Source organism: Rhodococcus sp. UNC363MFTsu5.1 (genome assembly GCF_000686785.1).
Lineage (GTDB): Bacteria > Actinomycetota > Actinomycetes > Mycobacteriales > Mycobacteriaceae > Rhodococcus_G > Rhodococcus_G maanshanensis.
In genome coordinates this window covers 13,318-38,304 of the sequence record NZ_JMLO01000018.1, presented here as the reverse complement: position 1 = coordinate 38,304, position 24,987 = coordinate 13,318, and the positions used below count along the sequence as shown (strand labels likewise).

24 protein-coding genes are annotated in these 24,987 nt (G+C 70.4%); 13 read left to right on the top strand and 11 right to left on the bottom strand.

Annotated elements, in window-relative coordinates; translation table 11 throughout:
- Nucleotides 1-5: 5 nt before the first annotated feature.
- Nucleotides 6-527, bottom strand: a complete 522-nt coding sequence (locus BR31_RS30650; protein WP_156042505.1) for a hypothetical protein — start codon at nt 525-527, stop codon at nt 6-8.
- 89 nt (nt 528-616) lie between these two features.
- Complete coding sequence (locus tag BR31_RS0115570) at nt 617-1,438, bottom strand: AraC family transcriptional regulator (RefSeq protein WP_027501764.1); 822 nt, start codon at nt 1,436-1,438, stop codon at nt 617-619.
- 24 nt (nt 1,439-1,462) lie between these two features.
- Here BR31_RS0115570 and BR31_RS0115565 point away from each other — a divergent pair, with 24 nt between their 5' ends.
- Together BR31_RS0115565 and BR31_RS0115560 are read left to right on the top strand one after the other, a co-directional pair.
- Complete coding sequence (locus tag BR31_RS0115565) at nt 1,463-1,978, top strand: hypothetical protein (RefSeq protein ID WP_027501763.1); 516 nt, start codon at nt 1,463-1,465, stop codon at nt 1,976-1,978.
- Nucleotides 1,979-2,027: 49 nt separating this feature from the next.
- Nucleotides 2,028-2,603, top strand: a complete 576-nt coding sequence (locus BR31_RS0115560; protein WP_027501762.1) for a YdeI/OmpD-associated family protein — start codon at nt 2,028-2,030, stop codon at nt 2,601-2,603.
- 80 nt (nt 2,604-2,683) lie between these two features.
- On the opposite strand, the gene BR31_RS0115555 is transcribed toward BR31_RS0115560, so the two are convergent.
- Nucleotides 2,684-3,523, bottom strand: coding sequence for a patatin-like phospholipase family protein (locus BR31_RS0115555; protein WP_027501761.1), 840 nt, complete (start codon nt 3,521-3,523; stop codon nt 2,684-2,686).
- Between the two features lie 123 nt (nt 3,524-3,646).
- Here BR31_RS0115555 and BR31_RS0115550 point away from each other — a divergent pair, with 123 nt between their 5' ends.
- Nucleotides 3,647-4,534 carry a sucrase ferredoxin gene (locus tag BR31_RS0115550; protein ID WP_027501760.1) on the top strand — a complete coding sequence of 296 codons (888 nt, stop codon included), beginning with the start codon at nt 3,647-3,649 and terminating at the stop codon, nt 4,532-4,534.
- A 29-nt stretch (nt 4,535-4,563) separates the two neighbouring features.
- Nucleotides 4,564-4,740, top strand: coding sequence for a DUF1737 domain-containing protein (locus BR31_RS31170; RefSeq protein WP_072749949.1), 177 nt, complete (start codon nt 4,564-4,566; stop codon nt 4,738-4,740).
- A gap of 16 nt (nt 4,741-4,756) precedes the next feature.
- Here BR31_RS31170 and BR31_RS0115540 read toward each other — a convergent pair whose 3' ends face one another.
- Nucleotides 4,757-6,748 carry an SDR family oxidoreductase gene (locus tag BR31_RS0115540; protein ID WP_027501759.1) on the bottom strand — a complete coding sequence of 664 codons (1,992 nt, stop codon included), beginning with the start codon at nt 6,746-6,748 and terminating at the stop codon, nt 4,757-4,759.
- A gap of 149 nt (nt 6,749-6,897) precedes the next feature.
- On the opposite strand from BR31_RS0115540, the gene BR31_RS0115535 reads away from it, so the two are divergent.
- Nucleotides 6,898-7,239, top strand: coding sequence for a YciI family protein (locus BR31_RS0115535; RefSeq protein ID WP_027501758.1), 342 nt, complete (start codon nt 6,898-6,900; stop codon nt 7,237-7,239).
- A 216-nt stretch (nt 7,240-7,455) separates the two neighbouring features.
- Here BR31_RS0115535 and BR31_RS0115530 read toward each other — a convergent pair whose 3' ends face one another.
- Entirely contained in the window at nt 7,456-9,567 is a 2,112-nt protein-coding gene (locus tag BR31_RS0115530) for an MMPL family transporter (protein WP_027501757.1), read from the bottom strand.
- A gap of 122 nt (nt 9,568-9,689) precedes the next feature.
- Here BR31_RS0115530 and BR31_RS0115525 point away from each other — a divergent pair, with 122 nt between their 5' ends.
- Together BR31_RS0115525 and BR31_RS28885 are read left to right on the top strand one after the other, a co-directional pair.
- A complete protein-coding gene (locus tag BR31_RS0115525; protein WP_027501756.1) occupies nt 9,690-10,691 on the top strand; it encodes a zinc-binding alcohol dehydrogenase family protein in 1,002 nt (333 codons plus the stop codon).
- Between the two features lie 238 nt (nt 10,692-10,929).
- Nucleotides 10,930-11,544: a DUF4822 domain-containing protein gene (locus tag BR31_RS28885; RefSeq protein WP_051637469.1), complete on the top strand. Its 615-nt coding sequence runs from the start codon at nt 10,930-10,932 to the stop codon at nt 11,542-11,544.
- Between the two features lie 206 nt (nt 11,545-11,750).
- Here the strand turns inward: BR31_RS28885 and BR31_RS0115515 are convergent, their stop codons facing one another.
- Complete coding sequence (locus BR31_RS0115515; RefSeq protein ID WP_027501755.1) at nt 11,751-12,425, bottom strand: DUF4386 domain-containing protein; 675 nt, start codon at nt 12,423-12,425, stop codon at nt 11,751-11,753.
- An 89-nt stretch (nt 12,426-12,514) separates the two neighbouring features.
- Here BR31_RS0115515 and BR31_RS0115510 point away from each other — a divergent pair, with 89 nt between their 5' ends.
- The 4 genes from BR31_RS0115510 to BR31_RS0115495 all read left to right on the top strand — a co-directional run bounded on the left by BR31_RS0115510 (nt 12,515) and on the right by BR31_RS0115495 (nt 19,296).
- On the top strand, nt 12,515-13,186 hold the full coding sequence (locus tag BR31_RS0115510; RefSeq protein ID WP_027501754.1) for a TetR/AcrR family transcriptional regulator C-terminal domain-containing protein: 672 nt from the start codon (nt 12,515-12,517) through the stop codon (nt 13,184-13,186).
- A 172-nt stretch (nt 13,187-13,358) separates the two neighbouring features.
- Nucleotides 13,359-16,667 carry an error-prone DNA polymerase gene (locus BR31_RS0115505; RefSeq protein WP_027501753.1) on the top strand — a complete coding sequence of 1,103 codons (3,309 nt, stop codon included), beginning with the start codon at nt 13,359-13,361 and terminating at the stop codon, nt 16,665-16,667.
- A gap of 71 nt (nt 16,668-16,738) precedes the next feature.
- On the top strand, nt 16,739-17,569 hold the full coding sequence (locus BR31_RS28880) for a DUF4349 domain-containing protein (protein ID WP_051637468.1): 831 nt from the start codon (nt 16,739-16,741) through the stop codon (nt 17,567-17,569).
- Nucleotides 17,570-17,658: 89 nt separating this feature from the next.
- Nucleotides 17,659-19,296, top strand: a complete 1,638-nt coding sequence (locus tag BR31_RS0115495) for an FAD-dependent oxidoreductase (protein ID WP_027501752.1) — start codon at nt 17,659-17,661, stop codon at nt 19,294-19,296.
- 35 nt (nt 19,297-19,331) lie between these two features.
- Here BR31_RS0115495 and BR31_RS0115490 read toward each other — a convergent pair whose 3' ends face one another.
- The 5 genes from BR31_RS0115490 to BR31_RS0115470 all read right to left on the bottom strand — a co-directional run bounded on the left by BR31_RS0115490 (nt 19,332) and on the right by BR31_RS0115470 (nt 23,175).
- Nucleotides 19,332-19,778, bottom strand: a complete 447-nt coding sequence (locus tag BR31_RS0115490) for a hypothetical protein (protein ID WP_027501751.1) — start codon at nt 19,776-19,778, stop codon at nt 19,332-19,334.
- Nucleotides 19,779-19,868: 90 nt separating this feature from the next.
- Nucleotides 19,869-20,684: an ABC transporter ATP-binding protein gene (locus BR31_RS0115485; protein WP_027501750.1), complete on the bottom strand. Its 816-nt coding sequence runs from the start codon at nt 20,682-20,684 to the stop codon at nt 19,869-19,871.
- Complete coding sequence (locus BR31_RS0115480) at nt 20,677-21,447, bottom strand: ABC transporter permease (protein ID WP_037176849.1); 771 nt, start codon at nt 21,445-21,447, stop codon at nt 20,677-20,679. Before BR31_RS0115480 ends, BR31_RS0115485 begins: the two co-directional genes overlap by 8 nt.
- A complete protein-coding gene (locus BR31_RS0115475) occupies nt 21,425-22,447 on the bottom strand; it encodes an ABC transporter substrate-binding protein (RefSeq protein WP_231496506.1) in 1,023 nt (340 codons plus the stop codon). Before BR31_RS0115475 ends, BR31_RS0115480 begins: the two co-directional genes overlap by 23 nt.
- Nucleotides 22,444-23,175: a TenA family protein gene (locus tag BR31_RS0115470; RefSeq protein ID WP_051637467.1), complete on the bottom strand. Its 732-nt coding sequence runs from the start codon at nt 23,173-23,175 to the stop codon at nt 22,444-22,446. Before BR31_RS0115470 ends, BR31_RS0115475 begins: the two co-directional genes overlap by 4 nt.
- 196 nt (nt 23,176-23,371) lie before the next feature.
- On the opposite strand from BR31_RS0115470, the gene BR31_RS0115465 reads away from it, so the two are divergent.
- Both BR31_RS0115465 and BR31_RS0115460 read left to right on the top strand, forming a co-directional pair.
- Complete coding sequence (locus BR31_RS0115465) at nt 23,372-23,641, top strand: metal-sensitive transcriptional regulator (RefSeq protein ID WP_027501746.1); 270 nt, start codon at nt 23,372-23,374, stop codon at nt 23,639-23,641.
- A gap of 190 nt (nt 23,642-23,831) precedes the next feature.
- Nucleotides 23,832-24,962, top strand: coding sequence for a hypothetical protein (locus BR31_RS0115460; RefSeq protein WP_027501745.1), 1,131 nt, complete (start codon nt 23,832-23,834; stop codon nt 24,960-24,962).
- Nucleotides 24,963-24,987 lie beyond the last annotated feature (25 nt).

Here is a 24,987-nt window from a genome sequence, read left to right as displayed (position 1 = left end):
CCGCGTCACCACCCCGCGCTGAACGAGTACCAGGGCCCGCGCTGGTGCCAGACCTGCACGCCCTCGCCCACCGGGTCGGGCGTGGCGGGCTCTCCGTCCGGCAGGTAGGCCACACCGTCGTCGTCGAGGAACCCGCTGTCGGTGACGACGAAATAGACGTTGTCCCCGTGCCTGCGGACGCCCCGGACGTCGTAACCGCCGATCCGGCGGTCGACGTCGGCCGGGGCGGAGCCGGACCGGATGTCTGCGACCGCCGCCGCGAAGTCCGACTGCGAGAGCTGCCAGCGTGCCTGCAGCGGTGCGTCGACCACCACCAGCGCGGCGGTGGTCGACGCGATGAGCGGCACCGCAAGGATCCAGTTGGACCAGGCGTTGCGGCGTATGAGAAAGGTGGTGGCCTTGACGGTCCAGCAGACCGCGATCAACACCGTCGGCCAGAGGCAGAACAGGATCAGGATCCAGCTGTTGGGCGTGGGAAAGGTGAACGCCCACAACGCCGCCCCGCACACCAGCGCGGTGGTGGCCAACAGCGACCATCCCGGCGGTTTGTCCCAGAACGTCGCCCACCACCGCAACACTCCGCAGCCCCCTCGTCGGCCCCGACCCCGAACCGAGGCTACCCGCGGGGTCGCCAGCTCCCGGTCTGCCGCGCGTAGGTGGCAGGCGGTGTCCCGACCGCCGCGGTGAACGCGCGGATCAGGTGCGCCTGGTCGCTGTAGCCGAGCCGGTCGGCCAGCTCCGCCCACACCACGGGGTGTCCGCTGTGCGCCTGCTCGGCGGCGTCGAGCAGGCGGTGTCGCTGGATCACCCACTTGGGCCCGATGCCGACGTACTCGGTGAACATCCGTTGCAGGCTGCGCACGCTCATCCCCGCGATCGCGGCCACCTCGTCGACCCGGTGGATGCCCGGGTCGTGCTCGATCCGCTCCAACAGCGCGGACACCTTCTCGGTGGACGGATCCGGTTCTGGCCGCACGGCTTCGAGGTAGTCCTCGACCAGTGCGGTCATCTCGTCGTCATCGACCGTGTCGAGCGCCGCGGCCGCGACCGGGCCGTCGTCGAGATCGAGGAGGTCCCCGGCGGGCAGCACGGTGCCCTCGAGCGCGCCGACGCTCGAACGCAGGAACGGTCGGAACCCGCCCGCCCGGAATGCCACCCCGATCACGTGCCCGGTTCCCAACAGCTTCCGGCTGAACGGATCGCGGCTCACCCCGTGCACGAGCAGCCGACCCTCCTCGGCGGCCATGTGGATCCTCGGCTGCGGGAGCACCTGCTGTTCGTGCGCGCCGTCGACGGCCCAGTGCACGATCCAGATGTACTCGACGAAGGGCGCCAGCGACTCTCGGGGGTGCCGCCGCGCGACGGTGAACCGCTCGGCGGCCTCGTCCGGGTGCAACACCGCCTCCGGCGTGCCGTGGGGTGGGGTCGATTCGGTCATCGCCCTCGATCCTACGATCGGCATATGACACTGACTGCGCTCGACGGCAAGCTCATCGGCTGGTCCGCCGCGTATCTGCTCTCGCAGGCCAACATCGCGCGGTTGCTCGGCCCCGCCGGGCCCAAGCTCCTCAAGACCCAGACCGCGCTGTCCGCGCGGACCTATCGGGGCGTCCTCGACAGCATGGACGAGGCGGAGACGGCCCGGTTCCGCAGTCACTTCGGACCGGACATGATCCATCCGGTCATCTACGGGGTCGCGCTGTGCACGGGGGCCAAGCGGCTGGGCCAGCTCACCGAGTTGTCTCCGACCACCCGCCGCGCACTGTACGCGGCCCCGGTCGTCGCCGCGGCCGCGGACTACGTGGAGAACGTGGTCGACCTGTACCTGCTCGACCACCGCGACCGCATCACCGACCCGGTGGTGCGCGCGACGTCGACGGTCAGCATCACCAAGTGGGTGCTGAGCCTCGGCACCCTCGCGTACCTGTCGCAGGGCTTCGTGCGGGTGTGGGCGGGCATGGCGACCGGTCGCCGGTAGCGGCGCGTTTGTTCAATCCTCTGTCGTGGTCGCCGCCTACGGTTGGACCATGGCGGTCGAACGCAGCATCGAGCACTTCCCGGACCAGGCGAGCTTCCGCGACTGGCTGGCCGCGCACCACGACAGCTCACCCGGCATCTGGCTCAAGTTCGCGAAGAAGGGGTCGGCCCAGACCAGCCCCAGTTGGGACGAGGCCGTCGAGGTCGCGCTGTGCTTCGGCTGGATCGACGGTCAGGCCCGCAAGTGCGACGACGACTTCTCGCTGCGCGGTTTCACCCCCAGACGCAGGCGCAGCCCGTGGTCGAAGCGGAACCGGGAGAAGGCCGAGCGGCTGATCGCCGAGGGGCTGGTGCAGCCGTCGGGTCTGGCGGAGATCGAGGCGGCCAGGGCCGACGGCCGTTGGGAGCGGGCCTACGAGGGGCAAGCCTCCGCGACAGTGCCGCAGGACTTCCTGGACGCGCTGGCCCTGGTCCCCGCGGCGGAGGAGTTCTTCGGCACGTTGAACAAGGTCAATCGCTTCGCGGTCAGCTACCGCCTGCAGGAGGCGAAGAAGCCGGAGACCCGCGCCCGCCGGATCGAGAAGTTCGTGCAGATGTTCGCCGAGGGCAAGAAGATCCATGGGTGACGCCGCGGGCACAACGGCCGGGTGATCGTGTCGACGGTCAGCATCACCAAGGGCCGGATGGCTGGGCCGTGTGGGTGGGATCAGCTCCAGAGAGCGGCGATGCGCGCGGCTTCGGACTTGCCTTGGCCGCGGCCGCATTCGGCGGCGGGGAGGCGGGTGGCGGTGTCGAGGGGGTTGGCTCCGAAGGCGGTGAGTGAGGGCTCGTCGGGTCGGATGACCTCGACCAGGGCCCCGTCGGCGGTGAGGGCCGCTACTTCGGCGTCGAGGTGGACGTCGGGGTTGGCGGCGATGACGAGGATGCGGTTGGCACCGGTGGCGTAGTCGGAATTGGTGGAGGTGCGGACGCCGCCGTCGACGTAGCGGACGCCCTCGATGGTGACCGCGGGCCAGATCAGGGGGACGGCGGAGCTGGCGGTCACCGCGTCGACGAGAGAGACGCCGGAGTCGCGGTGGAAGACGCGGGGCTCGCCGGTGGCGCCGTCGACGGCGAGGACGAGCAGTTCGCGATCGGGCCAATCGTGGACGGGGAGACGGGATTCGATCACGGCGCGGCGGTCGGGTTCGGGGATGGTGTCGGCGCGCAGCGCGGCGGCGGCCAGACGACGGGTGATCTCGGCCTGGTCGCCTTCGGCCTCCTCGGCGATGGCATTCCAGGTTTCGAGGAGCAGGGGGATGGGGTTGCCAGGGGGCACGATCTCGTGGCTTTGCAACGCCGGGTCGACCTGGCGCTGGAACAGTTCGCCGATGGACAGGCCGCTGCCGATCTGGGCGGCGACATTCGCGCCCGCGGAGGTGCCGACCAGCAGGTCGGCGTTGGTGACATCGAGCCCGGCTTCCGCGAGACCCGCGACGATGCCGGTTTCCCAGGCGATTCCGGCGACCCCGCCGCCGCCCAGCACCAGTGCACGCTCGTCTGCCATGCTCGCTCCACTTCGTACGGGCTGAATTCCAGATGGTCACCGAACCTAGCGCGAGCCACCGACAAGGGCTCGCCTGCCGAGGGCAGGAAGATCCATGGGTGACGCCGCGGGCACAATGGTCGGGTGACCGCCCCAGCCCCCGCACCGACCTGCTCCGCGCTCTCCGCGACGGACGAGCCGCTCGCCGGGACCGCGGCACACGTCACCGGCTGGCTGTGTCTCGAACACCCCGGCGCCTGGGGTCGCGACGTGCTCGGTGGTGAGGCGCTCGGTCCCGAGCTGTCCGCGGAACTGGAACGACGGACCGAGGCCGCGGGCGTGCGGCTGCTGCTGATCCGCAGGCCGGGCCGGAGCAGCGCGCCTCCGGACAGGCGCACCGTGCTGATCGGGCGCTCGGATCCGTCCGGTGCCTGGTGCGAGCGGCTGGAGGTGGCCGATCCCGCTGCCCTGCTGGACCTCGACCTCGAGCTGCCGGCCACCGCGCCGGGGATCGGGCGTCCGGTGACCGACCCGGTCACCCTGGTGTGTGCACACGGCAAGCGCGACCAGTGCTGCGCGGTGCTCGGCAGGCCGATCGCGGCGGAGCTGTCCGCGCGGTTCGGGGATTCGGTGTGGGAGTGCTCGCACACCGGCGGGCACCGGTTCGCGCCGTCGATGATCCTGCTCCCGACCGGCTACACCTACGGACGGCTCGGCACGCGGCAGAGCATCGAGGCGGTGCTCGCGGCCGGTCGTGGTGAGGTCCAGCTCGAGGGTCTGCGCGGCCGCAGCTGCTGGGAGTCGGCAGGCCAGGTCGCAGAAATCGCGGTGCGGGAGCAGGTTTCGGCGAGTGCCTCGGACCTCACGGTGGACGAGTCCGGCGCGCTGCCGGTGGTCCGCCATCGCGACGGGCGGGCATGGGCGGTCGAGCTGTCCCGCACCGAACTGGCCGCGCGCCCGCCGAGCTGTGGCGCCGCGTCGAAGGCCGTCGTCGCGCTGGTCGCGGAATCGGTCCGGCCGCTTACCGCGTGATCGCCGCGGTCCCTGGGACACTGGGGTGCATGTCCGAGAACAGTGACCTGCCGCGATACCGCGTCCTCACCGGACCCGACGACGCCGAGTTCTGCCTCCGGGTCAGCGCCGCCCTCGACGCCGGATACGACCTGCACGGATCACCCGCCGTCACCTTCGACGGCGACCGGGTCATCGTGGCGCAGGCGCTGATCCGCCCGCGCTAGCCCGACCCGCCGCGCGTCACCAGTGGGTGCCGGGCACCACGCGGGCGATGCGTCGTCCCACCTTCGCGACGGTGGAGTGCCTCGGTTTCGCCGCGGGTGCCGCCGCGGGTGGTGTGGCGGTGACGGCGCCGCCGTTCGCGGTCACGCCCTTGGCGGCGGGGGAGTCCGGGAACGCCCGGTACATCCGGTGCAGCACCCGGTCCTTGACGCCCGGCGCGAACAGCTGCCCGTACTCGCCGAGGGTGCCGAGCGGGTCGTCGATCCGCTTGGGGCGCTCGACCAGCCCGCGAACCACCATCGCGGCGGCCTTCTCCGGGCTGATCACCTTGCCGATGTTTGCCTTCCCCGACGGCGTGATCATGGGGGTCTCGACGAGCGGCATGTGGATGGTGGTGAATGTGATGCCTGCCGAGAGTGTCTCGGAGGCAATGGTGTCGGTGAACCCGTCGAGGGCCGCCTTGCTGGCGACGTAGGCGGAGAACCGGGGCGTGTGGCTCTGCACGGCGGCGCTGGAGATGTTCACGACATGCCCGAAGCCGCGCTCGCGCATCTGGGGGAGCAGCGCTAGGACCAGTCGGACCGCGCCGAAGTAGTTGACGGCCATGGTGCGTTCGTAGTCGTGCAGCCGGTCGGTCGAGGCGAACACGCTGCGGCGGATCGATCGGCCGGCGTTGTTGACCAGCATGTCGACGTGGTCGTGCTCGTCGAGGATGGACTTGACGGTCTGCTCGACCGATTCCCCGTCGGTGATGTCGCAGGGATATCCGAACGCGGCTCCGCCATCGGCCCTGATCTCGGCGACGGTGGCCTCGAGCTCATCCGCGCCGCGGGCCAGCAGCAGCACGGTCGCGCCCTTGGCGGCGACGGCGCGGGCCGAGGCGCGCCCGATCCCCGAGGACCCGCCGGTGATCATCACGTGCCGCCCGGCAAGGGGACCGGACCGGCGGTTGCGGGCCGGGTCGAGGTTGCGTGCCCAGTAGGACCAGAGAACGCCTGCGTAGGAACCGAAGGGCGGCACGGTGATCCCGGTACCGCGCAGCGCCTCCTCGGTCTTGCCTGCGTCGAAGGTGGTCGGCAGGGTGAGGTGGTCGAGGATGACCGGCGGGATACCGAGCCTGCCCAGCACCACGTTCCTGGCCGCCTCGACGCTGCGCAACGGCGGTCGCATCACCGGGGCGGCGACGACGCCGGGCAGGTCGGCCACCGGGTGCGGGGCGCCAGAAGCCTTGGCCAGGGCCGCGTACACCTCGCGCATCGGCTGAGGTTCGGGATTGACCAGGTGGAACACCTCTCCGTCCCGGCCGGGCATCAGCATCAGCGCGACGATGGCCTTGGCCACGAAGTCGACGGGGACCAGGTTGGTGGCGCCGAGGCTGGGCACGGCCACCGGGAGTCGGGAGGGCAGCTTGGCGAGCCCGGCGATGGCCGGGAACAGGTAGTACGGGCCGTCGATCTTGTCCATCTCGCCGGTGGTCGAATCCCCGACGACCGCGGCGGGGCGGTACACGCGCCAGGTCAGTCCCGCGGTCTCGCGGACGAGCTTCTCGGCCTCGAACTTGGTCCGGTGATAGGCGGTGGGGAAGCCCTGTCCGAGATCGAAGTCGTCCTCGGTGAAGGTGCCCTTGTGGTCGCCCGCGACCGCGATCGAGGAGACGTGGTGCAGGGTGGCGCCGGTCCGCTTGGCGAGCTCGATGACCGACCTGGTGCCCTCGACGTTGGTGCTCGCCTGCTCGTCGCCCGCGGTCATGTCGTAGATCGCGCCGAGGTGCAGGAGATGGTCGGCGGCGGGCGGGGCGGCGTCGAGGCCGAGTCCGGGTTCGGTGAGGTCGCCGAGCAGCGGGTGCACCCGGTCGCCGCCCTCCCAGCCGGCGGCCAGCTGTCGGAGCCGGGCCGCCGAGGCCGGTCGCACCAGCACGTGCACCTGGGCGTCGGGGTCGCGGCGCAGCAGCAGTGCGAGCACGTTGCGGCCGAGGAACCCGGTCCCGCCGGTCACGATGTAGGTCGACATCAGCTTTCCTCCTGCGTAGGGCTACGACAGTTAACTTACTCCGAAGTAAGAATGTGCGGAAGGCCAGGACGGCGCGAGTCTCGTGCGTGGCGCGCCCGCGTCGGCGAGGATGGGTCCCATCGGCGAAACGGGAAGAAGGAGTCGACGCGATGACGAAGTACCTGATCTCGTTCCCCAGTGGCGCCATGGTCCTTTCCGACGAGGAGCTGCAGGCGGCTTCGGATGCGTCGCACGCGGTGGTCGAGGAGGCGAAAGACGCAGGCGTCTGGGTGTTCGGCGGCGGAATCGACGAGAGCGTTCCGCCTGTCCTGGTCGATGGGGATGGCGCGGTGACCGAGGGCACGTACCCGCAGACGACGCAGCTCGAAGGCGGCTACGCGGTACTGGAGTTGCCCTCCCGCGAGGCGGCACTGGAATGGGCTGCGAAGCTCGCGGCTGCCTGCCGGTGCGCGCAGGAGGTGCGCGCGTTTCATTACGATCCCGCCAGCTGACGGGGTTCGGCATTTGAAATCGAACCGCGAATAGCACAGGTACATGATCGCCAGCAGCGGCAGGATGGTGACCAGTTCCTCACCGAACAGCTGCGGGATGGTCGATTCTGGGTGCGGGCGCGGCGGCTGCCTAGCCACGACGCGGACCGTCAGCTCGACTGCGCGAGCTGACGATCCGCGTCGTTCCGCACGGGAGCCGCGGGGAGGGCGGAGACCTCAGTGCCCGATGCCGACCTTCTCGTGCACCTTGCGCATCCACGCGGGCGCCCACCAGTTCGCCTCGCCCATCAGCTTGACCAGCGACGGGACCAGCAGCATCCGGACCACGGTGGCGTCGATGATCAGCGCCAGGATCATGCCGACGCCGAGGAACCGCATGATCGACAGCCCGGAGATGGTGAAGGCACCGGTCACGATGATCAGCAGCGCCGCGGCCGTGGTCACGATCCGGCCGGTCCGCTCGGCGCCGAACCGCACGGCCTCCTCGGTGCTCGCCCCGTTCGCCCTCGCCTCGACCATCCTCGACATGAGGAACACCTCGTAGTCGGTGGACAGGCCGAACACGACCGCGAGGATCAGGACCACGAAGGTCGCCTCCAGCGGAGCCGGGGTCACGTCGAGCAGGTCGGCGCCGTTGCCGTCCTGGAAGATCCAGGTCAGCACGCCGAACGTGGCGGCCATGCTCAGCCCGGCCATCGCCACCGCCTTGATCGGCAGGACCACCGACCCGAACGCGAGGAACAGCAGCACGAGGGTCGAGCCGACCATGATCGCGAGCATCAGGGGCAGCTTCGCGGTGACCGCGTCGTTGCCGTCGTCGACGAGGGCGGCGCCACCGCCGACCAGCACGTCGACGCCTGCCGGGGCCGGGATGGCCCGCACATCGCGGACCACCTGGCCGGGGGTCGCCCCCTCGGCGTAGGTCGCGGACAGGATCGCGAAATCGTCCGACGCCGCGACCATCCGCGCCGCGGCGACGCCGTCGACGGCCCGCACCTGCGCACCGACCTCGCTGAGCTGGGCGGTGGTGGGTGGCGCCCCGTTCTCGCCGCGCACCATCACCGTCGCGGCCTCACCGGTGGTGGGGAACTCGGTGGACAGCGTGTCCGCCGCGGTGCGGGCCGGGTCGTTCGGCGGCAGCGCGGTGTAGGTGACCTCGCCGAGGCTCGCGCCGAACAACGGCGCGGCCAGCAGCAGCAGGCCCGCGGTGATGGTCACCGCCACCGTGGCAGGCCTGCGCATCACCTTGGTGACCACGCCGCCCCAGAACTTGCGGGCCCGCTCCTCGCCGCGTTCGACGGTTCCGCGCCGCCAGGCGAGCGAGTTGATCCGGTGGCCGAGGACCGCGAGCAGCGCGGGCACCGCGGTGAGGGAGAGCACCGCGGCCCCGGTCACCGCGGCGATCGCCCCGAAACCGAGCGAACGGATGACCGCCTGCGGGAACACCAGCATGCCCGCGAAGGCACAGACCAAGAGCAGTCCGGAGAACATCACGGTGCGTCCGGCCGTGTCGACGGTGCGGCGCACGGCGGCACCGGGTTCGGTGCCAGAGGCCAGCTCTTCCCGGAAGCGGCTGACGATGAACAGGCCGTAGTCGATGGCAAGGCCGAGCCCGAGCAGGGAGGCGACGTTGATCGAGAACGAACTGACCTCGGTGACGGTGGTGAGCAGTCGCAGGATCGCCAGCGCGCTGAGCACCGCGAGCATTCCGACGAACACCGGGACGGCCGCGGCCGTGACGGTGCCGAAGACGACCACAAGGAGCAGAAGGGTGATGGGCAGCGCGATGGCCTCCGCGCGCACCAGGTCCTGCTGCAGGTGGACGTTGAAGGAGTATCCGACGACGGTGCCGCCAGCGAACTCGGTGTCGATCCCGGGTGGGGTGAGCGCCGCGGTCATTTTGTCCAGCTCGGTGAAATGCGCGCCCGCGTCCCAGTCGATCGAGATCGTCGCGAGGGCCTTGGTGCCGTCGTTCGAGGTCATCAGCTTCGCGGTGTTCGGGTCGACGGACCAGTACGAGGCGGTGGCGAGGGTGGGCACCTGCTCGCGGAACGCCGCCAGGTTCTGTTCGACCTCGGGGCCGATGTCCGCGAGGGTCTTGCCCTCCGGCGCGGTGTAGATCGCGACGATGTCCGGTGACTGTGGGCCGAACTTCTCGTTGACCAGCGAGCTGACCTGTGCCGCTTCGCTGTTCGGGTCGATATAGCCGCCCTGGCTGAGCTTGCTGAAGACCCCGAGTCCCCAGAGTCCGCTGATGAGGACGGCGAGCACCGTCAGAATCAGGACCCACCATTTCCGGGAGACGACGAATTTGGCCCAGCGCGTCATGTATGACTCTCTCGGATCGGGGGGTCGGATGCGCCACGACTCTACCGATGGCCCGCGCGGGGCTGCCCCTGGTGCCCGGCCGTCGAAACGCGGAGAGTGGACCCATGGGCATTCCGGATGTCATGTCGGGATGGCGGGTCCGCGAGCCGGGGCCGATGCGCGGCGAGCCGGTGGAGCTCGCGGAGCTGCCGGTGCCGGAACCGGGTCCATCGGAGCTGCTGGTGCGGGTGCGCGTGTGCGGGGTCTGCCGCACCGACCTGCACGTGGTCGAGGGCGATCTGCCCGTGCACCGCGGCCACGTGGTGCCCGGCCACGAGGTGGTCGGCGAGGTGGTCGGGTGGGGCGACGAGGCCGGCTCGGATTTCGGTCTCGGCGACCGGGTCGGGATCGGATGGCTCCGGCAGACCTGCGGCGAGTGCCGGTACTGCCGCCGCGGTCGGGAGAACCTCTGTCCGCACTCGCGGTACACGGGATGGGACGTCGACGGTGGGTATGCGGAGTTCGCCACCGTTCCCTCGGCATTCGCACACCGGCTGCCCGACGGCTATCTGGACGAGGAGCTGGCGCCGCTGCTGTGTGCCGGGATCATCGGCTACCGGGCGCTGACGTGCGCGGAGGTTCCGGAGGGCGGGCGCCTCGGCATCTACGGTTTCGGTGGCAGCGCCCACCTGGCGGCGCAGGTCGCGTTGGCGCGCGGCGCCGAGGTCCACGTCATGACGAGGGGGGAGCGGGCAAGGGAGCTGGCGCTCGAGCTCGGCGCCTCCTCTGCATCCGGCGCCGCGGACCCGCCGCCGGTGCCGCTGGACTCGGCGATCCTGTTCGCCCCGGTCGGCGAGCTGGTCCCGACCGCGCTGGCCGCCCTTGATCGGGGCGGCACGCTGGCCGTCGCGGGCATCCACCTCTCCGACATCCCGCCCCTGAACTATCAGCGGCACCTGTTCCAGGAGCGGACGCTGCGATCTGTCACGGCCAACACCCGCGCGGACGCCCGCGAGTTCCTGGAGTTCGCGGGGACGCACCGGCTGTTGGTCAGCGCGATGGGGTACTCGCTCGACGAGGCCGACCGGGCGCTGTCGGACCTGAAGGAGGGTCGGGTGACCGGCGCCGCGGTGCTCATCGTGTGAGGCGTCGGAACTGCTTCCGACTTGTATTGCGGAGCGGCGTCGTGTTCGAACCGACGGGTCGTAGCGTGCCGTCGGTGAATCTCGGATCGGTGCGGATCCAGTCGCCGTTCGCTCGTGTCGCTGTCTGCGTAGCTCGCTTCGCGTCCAAGTGTCCTGCTCCGGATCATCTGTTCGGTGCCCGAGCAAATAGCCAATCGGATGATGTGGCCCCCTGGGCCTGATTCGTAGCGTGGGGGACATGAACATCATCTCGCTGATCTCCCGCCGTACCGCTGTCGCCGCCTCGACCGCCGTGCTCGCCGCGCTCGCGATCGCCCCGACCACCGCCGCTGCCGCCGCTGCCGCCGCACCCGCCGCACCGGCGTACGTCGGCTCATCCCACGTCGCGCAGACCCCCTCGGACGTGCTCGCCTCGACCCCGTGGAAGACCACCAGCGCGATCGACCAGGACGGCAACCGCGTCGCCCTCGACAACCCGGCCGTCTCGAACTTCGTGGGCTGGGCCTACTTCAAGGCAGACGGCACGTACACGATGTACAACCTCGACGACAGCCCCAAGCTGCACGGCGACTGGACCGTCACCCCCGACGGCTCCGAGCGCTGGATCAACGCGAAGAACGACGCCGGCCAGGTTCTCTTCCAGCGTGTCGTCCCGATCACCCAGCTCGACAAGAACGTCTTCACGTACCGCATCTTCCCGAACGCGGCCGACACGAGCGTCTACTACGACATCGTGCACACCAAGACCAACCACGTCGAGCCCGGCACCGACGGCCGCGGCCCCGGCGCGAACGGCAACCAGGGCGGCAACGGCAGCGCCGACTACCACTTCAACAACGGCAACAGCCACTGACCCGAACACACAGAAGGCCCGGCCCCCGATGGGGGCCGGGCCCTCTGCAAGTTCTGGGAGCGCCAGCTGTCGACGTGCGGTGATGTCACATCCCACCTCGAGGCCGGCGAGTGCCGGCGCGCCGGGCCCCACCAGCAAAAGCGGCGCCACGACCGGGCCCCGTGTTGCCGCCGCGCCCTCGAGCGGGACGGCGGCGCTGACGCCGCTCACACGTCCACCGAGGTGGCGGGCATGCGCTCGCGGCCCGGCCCGGCCACCCGCACCGAGAAGGGGCGGAATCCCTTGGCGATAAGCAGGATCGGCAGGATCAGCTCGAACAGGCCGCCGGGGACGTACATCAGCATCCCGGGGTCGGAGTCGAGCGTGGCGATGTCGAGCAGGCCCGCCGGGATGGCGAGGAGCAATACGCCGTAGCCGACGAGGCCGAGCCAGGCGAGCCAGGACGGGACGAGTCCGGTCTGGAGCAGAACGAACGACAGGATCAGTCCGGCGATGCCGGAGAAGAGGTAGATGAGCAACTCGTACTGCTCGAACTGCGACTTCGTGGTGAGGAGGTAGATGCCGACGGCTCCGATCGCCGCGCACTCGAGGCACCGGGTGACCAGGTAGGCATCGGCGAGGGTCCTGCTGTATCGGCCAAGGGTTCGCCGCAATGCGAGGCCGATGCCGACCACGGCGAGGCCGCAGACGGTCTGGAGCAGTACACCCGCGACCAGGCTGCCGGTCCTGCCGGTCTCGGTGGAGAAGTACTCCTGGATCAGGGCGTCCCCGACCAGGAACGCTGCGGTGGAGAAGAGGAACAGCGCGCCGACCGTGCGGGCGGTGGTTCTGCTCGCTGCGTCGGTGCCCTGGCGGTGGTGGTCTGTCGGGGTTGTCGTCATGACGTCTTCCTCGGTGGTGGGACGTGAGACTTACGGTGTAAGTAGTTCTACGCTTACAGGGTAAGTGCGTCAAGACGAGAGGGGGAGGCATGGCACCGCCGAGGTCTGCGCGGGGTCCGCGCGGCCGGCTGAGTCGGGACGAGGTGCTCCTGGCCGCCGTCGCCTATGCCGACGAGCACGGGATCGCGTCGCTGAGCATGCGCAAGCTCGGCGAGGCGCTCGCGGTCGAGGCGATGTCCCTCTACAACCACGTGGCCAACAAGGACGACCTTCTCGACGGGATGGTCGACCACGTCTTCGGCGAGATCGTGCTCGACCCGGGCGCATCCGGCTGGCGGCAGGCAATGCGACTGCGGGCGATCTCGGCCCGCGAGGTGTTGTCGCGTCATCGATGGGCGATCGGGCTCCTGGATTCCAGGACCAGTCCGGGCCCGGCGACGCTGCGACACCATGATGCCGTCCTCGGGAGTCTTCGGGCGGGAGGCTTCTCGGTTCCGATGGCCGCGCACGCATTCGCCGTCCTCGACAGCTACATCTATGGCTTCGCGCTGCAGGAGGCCGCGCTTCCCTTCGAGGGTCCGCAGGAGACCGAGGACCTGGCTCAGGCCATCCTGGCGGGAATGCCGGCCGACGAGTATCCGCACCTCACCGAGTTGGCCGTCGAGCACGTGCTGCAGCCCGGCTACGAATTCGGCAACGAGTTCGAGTTCGGTCTCGACCTGATCCTCGACGGCCTGGAGAGGTCTTCCGCGGCAACCTGATTCGCGACGCCTGCCGCTCGGGTGCCGCACTGCCGGGGTGGGCGCCCGGGTGGGGTCTGTTGACTCCCGCGCACAGCCCGGTTCATAATAGAACACACGTTCGATGCGACTTCCCCGCTCGAGCTCCGCCGCCGGATCCCCGACGGCCGGATGCGCAGGGAAGGTGAACGCGATGGGCTGGGGAAACGGGCCACCGACGTGGTCGGAGATGGAGCGGGTGCTCTCCGGCAGGCCGGGACGGAACCCGCCGGAGGCGATGTACCCCGGCGACGGCAGCGACAGCCCGGCCTGGTCCCGCAAACGCGGCGAGTACCGCGCGGGCCCGATCTCCAGGGACGAGACGCCGACCGTGCCCTATGCGGAACTGCACGCGCACTCGGCCTTCAGCTTTCTCGACGGCGCGAGCCCGCCCGAGGAACTGGTGGAGGAAGCGGTCCGGCTCGGGCTCGAGGCGATCGCGCTGACCGACCACGACGGGCTCTACGGGGTGGTGCGCTTCGCGGAGGCGGCCAAGGAGCTGAACATGCGCACCGTCTTCGGCGCCGAACTGTCCCTGCCGTCACACGATGCGGAGTCGCCGGGTTCGCGGACGGGGACGCCGGACCCGGGCGGCACCCACCTGCTGGTGTTGGCGCGCGGGCGGGAGGGCTACCGGCGGCTGTCGCGGCAGCTCGCGGCGGCACACCTGGCGGGAGGGGAGAAGGGCAAGCCGCGCTACGACCTGGACGCGCTGACCGAGGCGGCTGGTGGGCACTGGCAGATCCTCACCGGCTGCCGCAAGGGGCACGTGCGCATGGCGCTCGACTCCGGGGGCGTCTCGGCCGCGGAGGCGGAGTTGCGCGGACTGATCGAGAGGTTCGGCAGGGACCGGGTCACCGTCGAGCTCACCCACCACGGCGTGGCCGAGGACGACGAACGCAACGGCGCGTTGGCCGCGCTCGCCGCGGCCGCGGGAGTGCCCGTCATCGCCTCCACCGCAGCACATTTCGCCGGTCCGCCACGCCGACGCCTTGCCATGGCGATGGCGGCGGTCCGGGCAAGGCAGAGTCTGGACGAGGCGGCCGGCTGGCTGGGGCCGACCGGCGGCGCGCACCTGCGGTCCGGCGCGGAGATGGCCCGGCTGTTCGCCGCGCATCCCACCGCGGTGCCGGGCGCGGCCGAGCTGGGCCGCGAGTGCGCCTTCGACCTGCGGCTGATCGCGCCCGAGCTACCGCCGTTCGAGGTGCCCGCGGGCCACGACGAGGACAGCTGGCTGCGGGAACTGACGATGGCGGGCGCCAGGCGGCGCTACGGCACCCCCGAGCAGCGGCCCGACGCCTACCGGCAGATCGAGCACGAGCTGACGATCGTCGCCCAGCTGGGGTTTCCGGGATACTTCCTCGTCGTGCACGACATCGTGTCCTTCTGCCACCGCAACGACATCCTCTGTCAGGGCAGGGGATCGGCGGCGAACTCGGCCGTCTGCTACGCGATCGGCATCACCAACGTCGACCCGGTGGGGAACAAGCTGCTGTTCGAACGGTTCCTCTCGCCCGAACGGGACGGCCCGCCCGACATCGACGTCGACATCGAATCGGATCGCCGCGAGGAGGCGATCCAGTACGTCTACAACCGCTACGGCCGCGCGTATGCGGCGCAGGTCGCGAACGTCATCACCTACCGCGGCAAGATGGCGGTGCGGGACATGGCTCGGGCGCTCGGCTTCTCGCAGGGCCAACAGGATGCGTGGAGCAAGCAGGTCAGCCGATGGACCGGGGTCTCGAAGGAAGCAGATACCGATATCCCGCCCGCGGTGCTGGAGCTCGCGGGCCAGATCGAGGGCCTGCCCAGGCATCTCGGCATCCACTCCGGCGGCATGGTGATCTGCGATCGTCCGATCGCCGACGTGTGCCCGGTGGAATGGGCGCGGATGGAGAACCGGAGCGTTCTGCAGTGGGACAAGGACGACTGCGCGGCGGTGGGGCTGGTCAAGTTCGACATGCTCGGGCTCGGCATGCTCTCCGCGCTGCACTATATGATCGACCTGGTCGCCGAGCACAAGGGACTCGAGGTGGACCTGGCCAGGCTGGACCTGTCCGAGGGCGCGGTCTACGAGATGCTGCAGCGCGCCGATTCGGTCGGGGTGTTCCAGGTGGAATCCCGCGCCCAGATGGCCACCCTGCCGCGACTGAAGCCGCGCAACTTCTACGACCTGGTGGTGGAGGTGGCGCTGATCCGGCCCGGGCCCATCCAGGGCGGTTCGGTGCACCCGTACATCCGGCGCCGCAACGGGATCGAGCCCGTCACCTACGATCACCCGTCGCTGGAGAAGGCCCTCGAGCGGACCCTTGGGGTGCCGCTGTTCCAGGAACAGCTGATGCAGATGGCGGTCGACGTGGCCGGGTTCACGGCGGCCGAGGCCGACCAGCTGCGCAGGGCGATGGGGTCCAAGAGGTCGCCCGAGCGGATGGAACGGCTGCGTGGCCGGTTCTACGACGGGATGCGCGATCTGCACGGCGTCACGGGTGAGGTGGCGGACCGGATCTTCGAGAAGCTGTACGCCTTCGCGAATTTCGGTTTCCCGGAAAGTCATTCGCAGAGTTTCGCCGCGCTGGTGTTCTACTCGGCGTGGTTCAAGCTGCACCACCCGGCGGCCTTCTGCGCCGGCCTGCTGCGGGCCCAGCCGATGGGGTTCTACTCCCCGCAGTCGCTGGTCGCCGACGCCCGCAGGCACGGGGTCCTGGTGCACGGGCCGGACGTGAACGCCAGCCTGGCGCACGCCACTCTCGAGGGCGACGGACTGGAGGTCCGGCTGGGTCTCGGGGAGGTGCGGCACATCGGTTCGGCACTGGCGGAGAAGATCGTGGCGGCCAGGTGTGAGGGCGGGCCCTACACCTCCCTGCTCGACCTGACCGGTCGGGTGGAGCTGACCACCCCGCAGGCGGAGTCGCTGGCCACCGCGGGCGCGCTCGGCTGTTTCGCCGGGTCGCGCAGGCAGGCGCTGTGGGCGGCGGGGGCGGCCGCGGGGGAGCGGCCGGGCCGGCTGCCGGGGATGGGCGCCTCCACCGTCGCGCCCACCCTGCCCGGGATGAGCGACGTCGAGCTCGCGGCCGCGGATGTGTGGGCGACCGGGGTCTCGCCGGACTCCTATCCCACCGAGTTCCTGCGCCCCCAGCTCGAGGCGCTTGGAGTGACCCCGGCGTCGGGGTTGCTGGCGGTGCCCGACGGCGACCGGGTGCTGGTCGGGGGAGCGGTCACCCACCGTCAGCGTCCGGCCACCGCTGGCGGGGTCACCTTCATCAACCTCGAGGACGAGACGGGGATGGTGAACGTGGTCTGCTCGGTGGGGCTGTGGGCCCGGTACCGCACGCTCGCGCACACCGCACCCGCGCTCCTGGTCCGCGGGAAGGTGCAGAACGCGGAGGGTGCGGTGACGGTGGTGGCGGACCGGCTGCAGCGGATGGACCTGCGGATGGCGGGCAAGTCCCGGGACTACCGGTGAACCGCGCCGAGTGAACGCTGGGGCGTGTCGGAGCTCCGTTCGCCGTCGCCCACCGGCCTAGCATCCCGGGTATGAAGGCACCTGCGCTCGCCACGATCCTGATCCTGATCGCGTTGTTGGCGGGCTGCGGTGGCGGCGAACCCGAGCAGTCGCAGTCCGAGCCGCAATCCTCGTCCGCGGCCGGTGCCGAGGCGGGCATCGCGCCCGATGCGAAGCTCGCCCCTGCGCCCGCGGAGGGCCTAGCCGAACGGCAGGAGGTCACCACCGGTTCCGTCTCGCTCACCGCGGCCGACCCCGTCGACACCGGCCGCACCGTCGTGCGCATCGTCGAGAACGCGGGCGGACGGGTCGACGATCGGACCGAGCGCCCGCGGACCGACGACACCGAGCCGAGTAGTTCTCTGACGGTTCGGATCCCGGCGGACCGCCTCACCGCCACCCTCGACGAGATCTCGGACCTGGGCGAGGTGACCGGGGTCAGCGTCAGCAGGAGCGATGTCACCATGCAGGCCCAGGACCTCGACGCGCGGATCGGTGCGCTGCAGGCCTCGGTCACGCGACTGCAGGCGCTGATCGCGACCGCAGCGAACACCGCGGATCTCATCGAGGCCGAGAACGCGCTCTCGCAGCGGCAGGCGGAAGTCGACAGCCTCGTCGCGCAGCGACGCGTGCTGGCCGACCAGGTCGAGCTCGCGACCATCTCGATCGACATCACGACCGACGGGCCGGGCAGCGCGGACCCGGACAGTTTCTGGGACGGCGTCGTCGCCGGGTGGCACGCACTGCTGTCCGCGCTGCACGGACTGGTCGTCTTCCTCGGCCGGGCTGTCCCCTGGGTGGGATTCCTCGCGCTGGTCGTCCTCGTCGGGTACGCCCTCCTGCGGCTGGTCCGAAGGCGCTGATCCTAGGCGTCTCGGGGTGTGACCGGTCACGTCCACGGCCACGCAGATACCCTAGGGGGTATAGTTCGGATCGACTGAGAGGAGTCGCCGTGAAGGTCGTCATCGTGGGTGGGGTCGCCGGAGGTATGTCCGCCGCGACCAGGTTGCGTCGCCTGGACGAGGAGGCGGAGATCGTCGTCTTCGAGCGCGGCGCGCACGTGTCGTTCGCGAACTGCGGGCTGCCCTACTACGCGGGCGGGGTCATCGAGGACCGGGAGGCGCTGCTGCTGCAGACCCCGGAGAGCCTCGCCGCCCGGTTCCGCCTCGACGTGCGGGTGCGCACCGAGGTGGTCGCCGTCGACCCCGTCGCCAGGACGGTCACCGTCCGCGATCTGCGGACCGGCGACGAGGCAGCGGAGTCGTACGACTCACTGGTGCTCAGCCCCGGCGCGAGTCCCATCGTCCCCGACATCGAGGGTGTCGGGCGGGCGCTGGTCCTGCGCGACGTCGAGGACGTGGACCGGCTGGTCGGCGAGCTGAATGCCGACGCCCGCACCGCGGTGATCGTCGGGGCCGGGTTCATCGGCGTCGAGCTCGCCGAGAACCTGCGACACCGTGGACTCGATGTCACCGTCGTCGAGCTGGCCGACCAGGTGCTGGCCCCGCTCGATCCCGAGATGGCGGCGCCGGTCGCGGAGGAGCTGCGCGGCAACGGCGTCCGGCTCGAGCTCGGCACCCAGGTGACCGGAATCGGCGTGGACACCGTGACCCTCGCCGACGGCCGCCTGATCCCTGCCGATGTCGTCGTGATGGCCATCGGGGTGCGGCCCGAGACCGCGCTGGCGGTCGGCGCGGGCATCGAGGTCGGGCCCCGCGGCGGCATCGTGGTCGACGCGAGCATGCGGACCTCGGTTGAGGGGGTCTACGCGGTGGGCGACGCGGTGGAGAAGACCGACGCGCTCACCGGCGGCGCCGGACTGGTTCCGCTGGCGAACCCCGCGAACCGGCAGGGCCGGCTGGTCGCGGACGTGATCGCGGGCAGGCCGGTGCGGGCGCGGCCCGTCGTCGGCACCGCGATCGTCGGGGTGTTCTCGCTGATGGTGGCTGCGGTCGGGTGGAACGAGAAGCGGTTGCGCGCCGCAGGCCGCGGGTACCGGGCCATCCACACGCACCCGCAGTCGCATGCCGGCTACTACCCGGGCGCGCAGGGCATGTCGCTCAAGCTGCTCGTCGACCCGGAGACCGACGCGATCCTCGGTGCCCAGGGCGTCGGCGGCGACGGCGTCGACAAGCGCATCGACGTGATCGCCACGGCCATGGTCGGCGGCCTCACCGCCTCCGAGCTGGCAGACCTCGAGCTGGCCTATGCGCCGCAGTTCGGTTCGGCGAAGGACCCGGTGAACATGCTCGGCTACGTCGCGGACAACCTGCGCACCGGGACCACCGCCACGGTGCAGTGGCACGAGCTACCGGCGCTGGTCGAGGCCGGTGCGGTGCTGGTGGACGTGCGCACCCCTGCCGAGTTCGCCAAGGGCTCGATCCCCGGTTCGCTGAACATCGAGCTCGACCAGTTGCGCTCGCGCGCAGCGGAATTGCCGGACGGCGAGCTGGTTGCGATCTGCCAGGTCGGCCAGCGTGGCCACACCGCGACGCAGCTGTTGCGCCAGCTCGGGCGCAGTGTGCGCAACCTGGACGGCGGCTACCGCACCTGGCAGGCCGGGCGGATGCCGGTCGGCGAGTTCGTCTAGGCGCGATACCTGCTCGCGCACGAGCCGCCGGGACGCTAGCTCTCGTCGTCGCCGGGGGCCTCGCCGGGCTGCTCGTCGGTTTCGGCCTTCGGGGCGGGCGGCTCGTCGTCGCTGGTCTCGTCGAGCACGCTCACGGTCACCCCGTACGGCAGGAACCGCACCAGTCGCCGCGGGTCGGTGTTGTTCTTGTGCATCCGCAGCGCCTCGAGCTCGGTCGCGAACACCTGGTCCACCCGGGCGGACCCGTCCTCGTCGACGGTGTAGATCGCCCACACGCCGTCACCGGTGTCGCCGGTCGTCTCCGGCCTCGGCCGGGGCCACGACGTGCTGGTTCCCACGTTGAACGAGTGCGAGTAGGGGATGCCCGCGTCGTCGAGGAACCGGCCGAATTTCTCGGCGGCGTCGCGCAGTCCCGCGCTGGCCTCGCGGGCGATGCGCTCGATGTCTTCCGGATCGATGCCGAACGGTCCCCTGCTGCCCATGGAAATTCTCCTTGGTCGCCCCGGCTCGTCGTCGACCCGGGATTCACCTCCAGTGTGGCCGCAGCGCGTCGGTGGCGCCAGGACCTCGGGTCACCGGGGTGCGGACTCCTGCTCGGCGAGCGCGCGGCGCGACTCCTCGTGCAGCACTTCCAGCAGCTCCTGCTCCAGTGCCACGAACTCGGGCGAGGTGACGACGGACAGTTCCCTCGGCCGCGGCAGGTCGACACGCACCTCCCGGCGCACGGTGGCGGGCCGGGCCGACAGCACGATCACCCGGTCGGAGAGGTAGACCGCCTCGCGGATGTCGTGAGTGATCATCAGGACCATCCACCGGTACCGCTGCCACACCTGCTGTAGCCAGTCCTGCATCTCGGTGCGGGTCAGTGAATCGAGGGCGCCGAACGGCTCGTCGAGCAGCAGCAGCTCGCGGTCCTGGACGACCGTGCGCAGCATCGCGGCGCGTTGGCGCATCCCGCCCGAGAGCTGGAACGGGCGTGCGTCCTCGAACCCGGACAGGCCGAAGATGGGGAACAGCTCGCGGGCGCGGCGCCTGGCCTCCCGCTTGTCGATTCCCTGCACCTCGAGCCCGAGCGCGGTGTTGTCGAGCACCGTTCGCCACGGGAACAGCAGGTCCTTCTGAGGCATGTACGCGCTGTGCGGGGTTCCCGAGGCCGCCCCGTCGCCGACGAGCACCCGGCCCGAATCCGGGGAGTCCAGCCCGGCGAGGATGTTGAACACCGTGCTCTTGCCGCAGCCGCTCGGGCCGATGACGGAGACGAATTCGCCGGGCGCTGCGTCGAAGGACACCTGGTCCAGCACTAGGCGGGCACCGCCGCGACGCCCTGGCAGCGGGTACGACTTGGTGACCCCGTCGAGCGCGATCCTCGAACCGCGTGCCTCAGCCATGGCCGTGCTCCATCCGGGACCACGGGGCGACGACCCGCTCCACCGCGAAGGTGAGCAGGTACAGGGCGATGCTGATGACGGCGGTCACCAGCACCGCCGCCAGTACCAGGTCGGTGCGGAACGAATTCTTCTGCAGGCTCATGTAGATGCCGAGTCCCTTACTGGCCCCGACGTACTCGGCGAACACGGCACCGACGACGGCGTAGGTGATGCCGATGCGCAGCGCGGTGAAGAACCTCGGCAGGGCGGACGGCAGCCGCACATACCGGAACACCTGCCAGCGCGAGGCGCGCATGCTGCGCAGCAGCGCACCGGCCTCCCGTTCGGTCGAGGCGAAGCCCTCGATCAGCCCGATCGCCATCGGGAAGAAGGTGGCCAGTGCGATCACCAGGACCTTCGGGAGCAGCCCGAACCCGAACCAGATGATCATCAGGGGGGCGATCGCGATGATCGGCAGGGTCTGCGAGGCCACGAACAACGGCACGAACGCGCGGCGCAGCCACGGCGAGAAGTCCACCAGGATCGCCAGCGCCCACGCCAGCACCAGCGACACCGAGAACCCGATCAGGGTCACCGTCAGCGTGGCGCCCGCATGCACGGCGATCTCGTCGCGGTGCCCCCAGCCCTGCTGTGCGACGCGCACAGGCGACGGCAGCAGCTGCGGACGGATCCCACTGACGTCGACATAGATCTGCCAGGCGGCGACCAGCGCCGCCACCACCACCAGGGCGGGGGTCAGTCTACGAAGGGCCGAGGTAGTCATTGGTGAAGTACGTCGACCAGTCGGGTTCGGTGGTCAACGGGTTGCCGTCCGGGCCGGCGAGCAGTCCGTGCTGATAGAGGAATCCCGAGTTGCCCGCCCATTGCGGCAGGGTCTGGGTGCCGACCTTCCCCGTCGCGTCCTTCATGTACTCCCCGGCGAGCATCCGCTGGCTCTCGATCACCAGCGACTCGTCGTTGAAGGCACCCGGGTTGGCCTCGATGAGCAGCCGCGCGGCCTCGTCCGGGTTGTCCGCGGCGAACTGGTAGCCCCGCTGCAGCGCCTGAACGAACTTGCGGGCCTGCTCGGGATGCGACTCGAGCCAGTCCTCGTTGCCGTCGACCACGATGGCGTAGGCATCGGGGAACCCGTAGTCGGTGTAGCGGAAGTACCGCATCGGGGTGCCCGCGTGCTCGGCCTCGATGCCCTCCCACGCGAAGTAGGAGACGGTGAAGTCTGCTTTGCCGGAGTAGACGGCGTCGTATGCGGAGGTGCCGAGGGTGACCGAGTTGAAATCGCCGGTGCCGCCGTCGTTTCGGATCACCTGGCGGAGCGTCTCGTTCTCGCCCGGATCGCCGAAACCGGCGTAGGTCTTGCCGTCGAGGTCCTTGGGACTGACGATGTCGGCCCGGTCGGCGCGGACGCCGATCGCGGTCGCCCAGTGCTGCAGCGGAGCCAGGACCGACACCGTGTGCGCGCCCGAGGCCCGCGAGAACGTGGACGCGTCGTGGGTGCTGATCCCGAACTCGGCGTTCCCGGCGTCGACGAGGGTGTCGACCGCGGTGTTGTTGTACGGCAACACCTCCACGTCCAGTCCGGCGTCGGCGAAGTACCCCTTTTGCTGCGCCACGAAGAGCCCGGTGTGGTTGGTGTTCGGGGTCCAGTCGAGGGCGAACCGGATGGTCTCCCCGGAGCCGGTGTCGGAGCCGCATGCGGTGAGCACCGACAGCGAGGACAGCGCGACGACGGCGCCCGCGAGCGCGCGGCGGATCCGGGCGGTCACGGCGCCGGCCAGGGCTGCGGGTGGAGCGCGGTGTCCCAGAACAGGAGTTCGTACCGTGTCGCGATGGTGAACGCCTCGACCATCGCCTCGCGCTCGCTCTCGGTTGCGGCGCTCGCGGCCGCGTCGACCAGGGTGCGGGCGGTCGCCGCGGACGTCTGGAACTCCTCGGCGTCGTAGGTGGACACCCACTGCGCGTAGGGATGTCCGGGATCGGCGGCCAGCACCTTCGCCGCGCCGGCGGCCAGGTCGCGCCCCACCTCGGCGTAGATCCAGAAGCACGGCAGGATCGCCGCGGCCGCGACCGGGTACGGCTCGGTTGCCGCGGCCGCGATCAGGTACGAGACGTAGCCGAGGCAGGTCGGGGAGTGCCGGGGTTCCTGCTCGGCGGGCGGCAGCACCCCGCCCGACAACAGGTCCTCGTGCAGGGAGGTCTCGACGACGGCCGCGCTGGCGGCGGAGGTGGCCCAGAAGGCGGCCGACGCCGGGTCGGGTGCCCGTGAGGCGAGTACGGCGAGCGCCTTCGCGTACCCGCTCAGGTACAGCGAGTCCTGCTCGACGTAGAAGCGGAAGACGTCGAGCGGCAGGCTGCCGTCGCCGAGGCGGCGGAGGAACTCCAGCTCGTCGATCGCGACGCGCAGCGTCTTGGTGTGATCCCACAGGTGTTCGGTGAAGCGGTCCTGCACGCAGTCGTCAGCGGTGCCCCCCGTGGTGGGCGTATGCGAAGCCATGACATCCCTTCGTCAGCATTACCTGGCCAGGTTCTCGGGTCTGCTCTCAGCCCCGCGACTTGCGGAGCACCCCGTGTCTCAACACGGCAGACATTAGCATCTGCGCAGGCCAGGGCCGCACCCGCCCGCGGTCACATACCCCGGCGGGTACCATCGGAGTCGACGGATCCGGACGTGAGAACTTAGGAGTGGCGAAATGACGGGTGACGAGGAGAGCATCGCGTTGGTGCTCAACAGGCTGCGGCGCGCGCAGGGCCAACTGGCGGGCGTCATCTCGATGATCGAGAGCGGCCGCGACTGCAAGGACGTGGTGACCCAGCTCGCCGCGGTCTCGCGTGCGTTGGACCGCGCCGGCTTCAAGATCGTCGCGACCGGCCTGCGCGATTGCCTGTCCGGGACCAATCGCGACAACCAGGAGCCGATGACCGAGGCGGAACTCGAGAAGCTCTTCCTGGCGTTGGCCTGAGGCCGCACCGCGCGTCGGCGGCGCCAAGGGGCGCAACCCCGCTCGGGCATCGCGGAATATGGGATCCGGACGCTTCTGGCCGTGTGTCGCGCGCCCACCTGAACGTCGGCATAGCAAGATGTAACCCGGCCGCGCGCTGAATGATTCGGCGTGCGGACGGCGATCTGTTCATACCGAATGAGGTGTTGGCGTGTCCGTGGGAATTGGGCTCAGGGTGGGCAGCATCGTGTCGCACACGGTGATCGCGTCGAACGACGCGGGAACCCCGGACCCCATAGTCATCGTCCGCGACACGGTGCTGCATGTTGGCTCCGACGGGAGCACAGTGCTCGGCGGTGCCGGGCAGGACGGCGTTACGGAGCACACGCTGTCCGGGTTCCTGTCGAGAGTCGGCGAACCCGAGGGGGTCGCGGCGAGCGACGGCACCCGGTATCGGGCGGAGGACGTGGTCGCGACCGCGATCAGCAGCCTGCTGCACGAGTGCGAGCCGTTGCCGGACCACGGCGGGCGGGACGGCGGCACGCCGCACGTCTGGGCGACCTACCCGTCCAACTGGGATCCCGAGACCGTGGCGGACCTTCGCGAATCGCTCGACTACGGCGGCATGCCGCAGATCACGCTGGTGTCCGACGCGGAGGCCTCGTGTGCCTGGTTCGAATCCGAGGTCGCGGAGACACCAGGCCAGCTGATCGGGACGTACCACGCGGACGACGCGGGAACGTCGGTGAGCCTGGTGCGCTCGGGTGTGCTGGTCGGCCGCTCCTTCCGGTTCCCCGCCGGCAGCGGGACGTCGCCCACCGCGCAGCTCTCCACCGCGCTCGGCGCGTTCGGCTGGCTGCCCTCGAACCTCGATGCCGTGATCGTGACCGGGGACGGACTGGTGGCGCGGGACACGGTCGCGTTGAAGGGCGTCGCGACCGCGCTGACCGACCGGCTCGGGGTGCACAGCGTGGTGGGGCCGGGCCCGGAGCAGGCCGCCGCGCTGGGTGCGGCGATTCTGGCCGCCGGATTCCAGACCCCGGCGATGGCGATCAGGCGGATCGGCCTGCCGCCGTCGTACGACGTCACCGAGGTGATCAGCGCGATCCCGGGTTCGGTGCGTGAGGTGCGCGAGGTCACCGACGCCCACGAACGGTCGAGCCTGCTCACCGCGTCGGCGGTTGGGGCGATCCAGGCCGTCTCGGACGTCGATGCCGATGACGACCAGGAAGGCGACGACGACGCCCCCTCGGGAGGCGGCAGGCCGCTGGTGCTGGCCGGTGCGCTCGCGCTCATCGCGGCGGTCGCTCTGATCGGCGCGGTGCTGGTGTTCCTGCTCTGACCTCACCGCGCGCGGGCGACGGGGC

What these genes read in the sequence shown, in the direction of transcription:
- BR31_RS0115505 (WP_027501753.1), top strand. Translation starts at nt 13,359, where the DNA reads ATGGGCTGGGGAAACGGGCCACCGACGTGGTCGGAGATGGAGCGGGTG.
- BR31_RS0115490 (WP_027501751.1), bottom strand. Translation starts at nt 19,778, where the DNA reads ATGGGCAGCAGGGGACCGTTCGGCATCGATCCGGAAGACATCGAGCGC.
- BR31_RS0115535 (WP_027501758.1), top strand. Translation starts at nt 6,898, where the DNA reads ATGACGAAGTACCTGATCTCGTTCCCCAGTGGCGCCATGGTCCTTTCC.
- BR31_RS31170 (WP_072749949.1), top strand. Translation starts at nt 4,564, where the DNA reads ATGTCCGAGAACAGTGACCTGCCGCGATACCGCGTCCTCACCGGACCC.
- BR31_RS0115480 (WP_037176849.1), bottom strand. Translation starts at nt 21,447, where the DNA reads ATGACTACCTCGGCCCTTCGTAGACTGACCCCCGCCCTGGTGGTGGTG.
- BR31_RS28880 (WP_051637468.1), top strand. Translation starts at nt 16,739, where the DNA reads ATGAAGGCACCTGCGCTCGCCACGATCCTGATCCTGATCGCGTTGTTG.
- BR31_RS0115555 (WP_027501761.1), bottom strand. Translation starts at nt 3,523, where the DNA reads ATGGCAGACGAGCGTGCACTGGTGCTGGGCGGCGGCGGGGTCGCCGGA.
- BR31_RS0115465 (WP_027501746.1), top strand. Translation starts at nt 23,372, where the DNA reads ATGACGGGTGACGAGGAGAGCATCGCGTTGGTGCTCAACAGGCTGCGG.
- BR31_RS0115510 (WP_027501754.1), top strand. Translation starts at nt 12,515, where the DNA reads ATGGCACCGCCGAGGTCTGCGCGGGGTCCGCGCGGCCGGCTGAGTCGG.
- BR31_RS28885 (WP_051637469.1), top strand. Translation starts at nt 10,930, where the DNA reads ATGAACATCATCTCGCTGATCTCCCGCCGTACCGCTGTCGCCGCCTCG.
- BR31_RS0115485 (WP_027501750.1), bottom strand. Translation starts at nt 20,684, where the DNA reads ATGGCTGAGGCACGCGGTTCGAGGATCGCGCTCGACGGGGTCACCAAG.
- BR31_RS0115570 (WP_027501764.1), bottom strand. Translation starts at nt 1,438, where the DNA reads ATGACCGAATCGACCCCACCCCACGGCACGCCGGAGGCGGTGTTGCAC.
- BR31_RS0115540 (WP_027501759.1), bottom strand. Translation starts at nt 6,748, where the DNA reads ATGTCGACCTACATCGTGACCGGCGGGACCGGGTTCCTCGGCCGCAAC.
- BR31_RS0115515 (WP_027501755.1), bottom strand. Translation starts at nt 12,425, where the DNA reads ATGACGACAACCCCGACAGACCACCACCGCCAGGGCACCGACGCAGCG.
- BR31_RS0115560 (WP_027501762.1), top strand. Translation starts at nt 2,028, where the DNA reads ATGGCGGTCGAACGCAGCATCGAGCACTTCCCGGACCAGGCGAGCTTC.
- BR31_RS0115525 (WP_027501756.1), top strand. Translation starts at nt 9,690, where the DNA reads ATGTCGGGATGGCGGGTCCGCGAGCCGGGGCCGATGCGCGGCGAGCCG.
- BR31_RS0115470 (WP_051637467.1), bottom strand. Translation starts at nt 23,175, where the DNA reads ATGGCTTCGCATACGCCCACCACGGGGGGCACCGCTGACGACTGCGTG.
- BR31_RS0115565 (WP_027501763.1), top strand. Translation starts at nt 1,463, where the DNA reads ATGACACTGACTGCGCTCGACGGCAAGCTCATCGGCTGGTCCGCCGCG.
- BR31_RS0115530 (WP_027501757.1), bottom strand. Translation starts at nt 9,567, where the DNA reads ATGACGCGCTGGGCCAAATTCGTCGTCTCCCGGAAATGGTGGGTCCTG.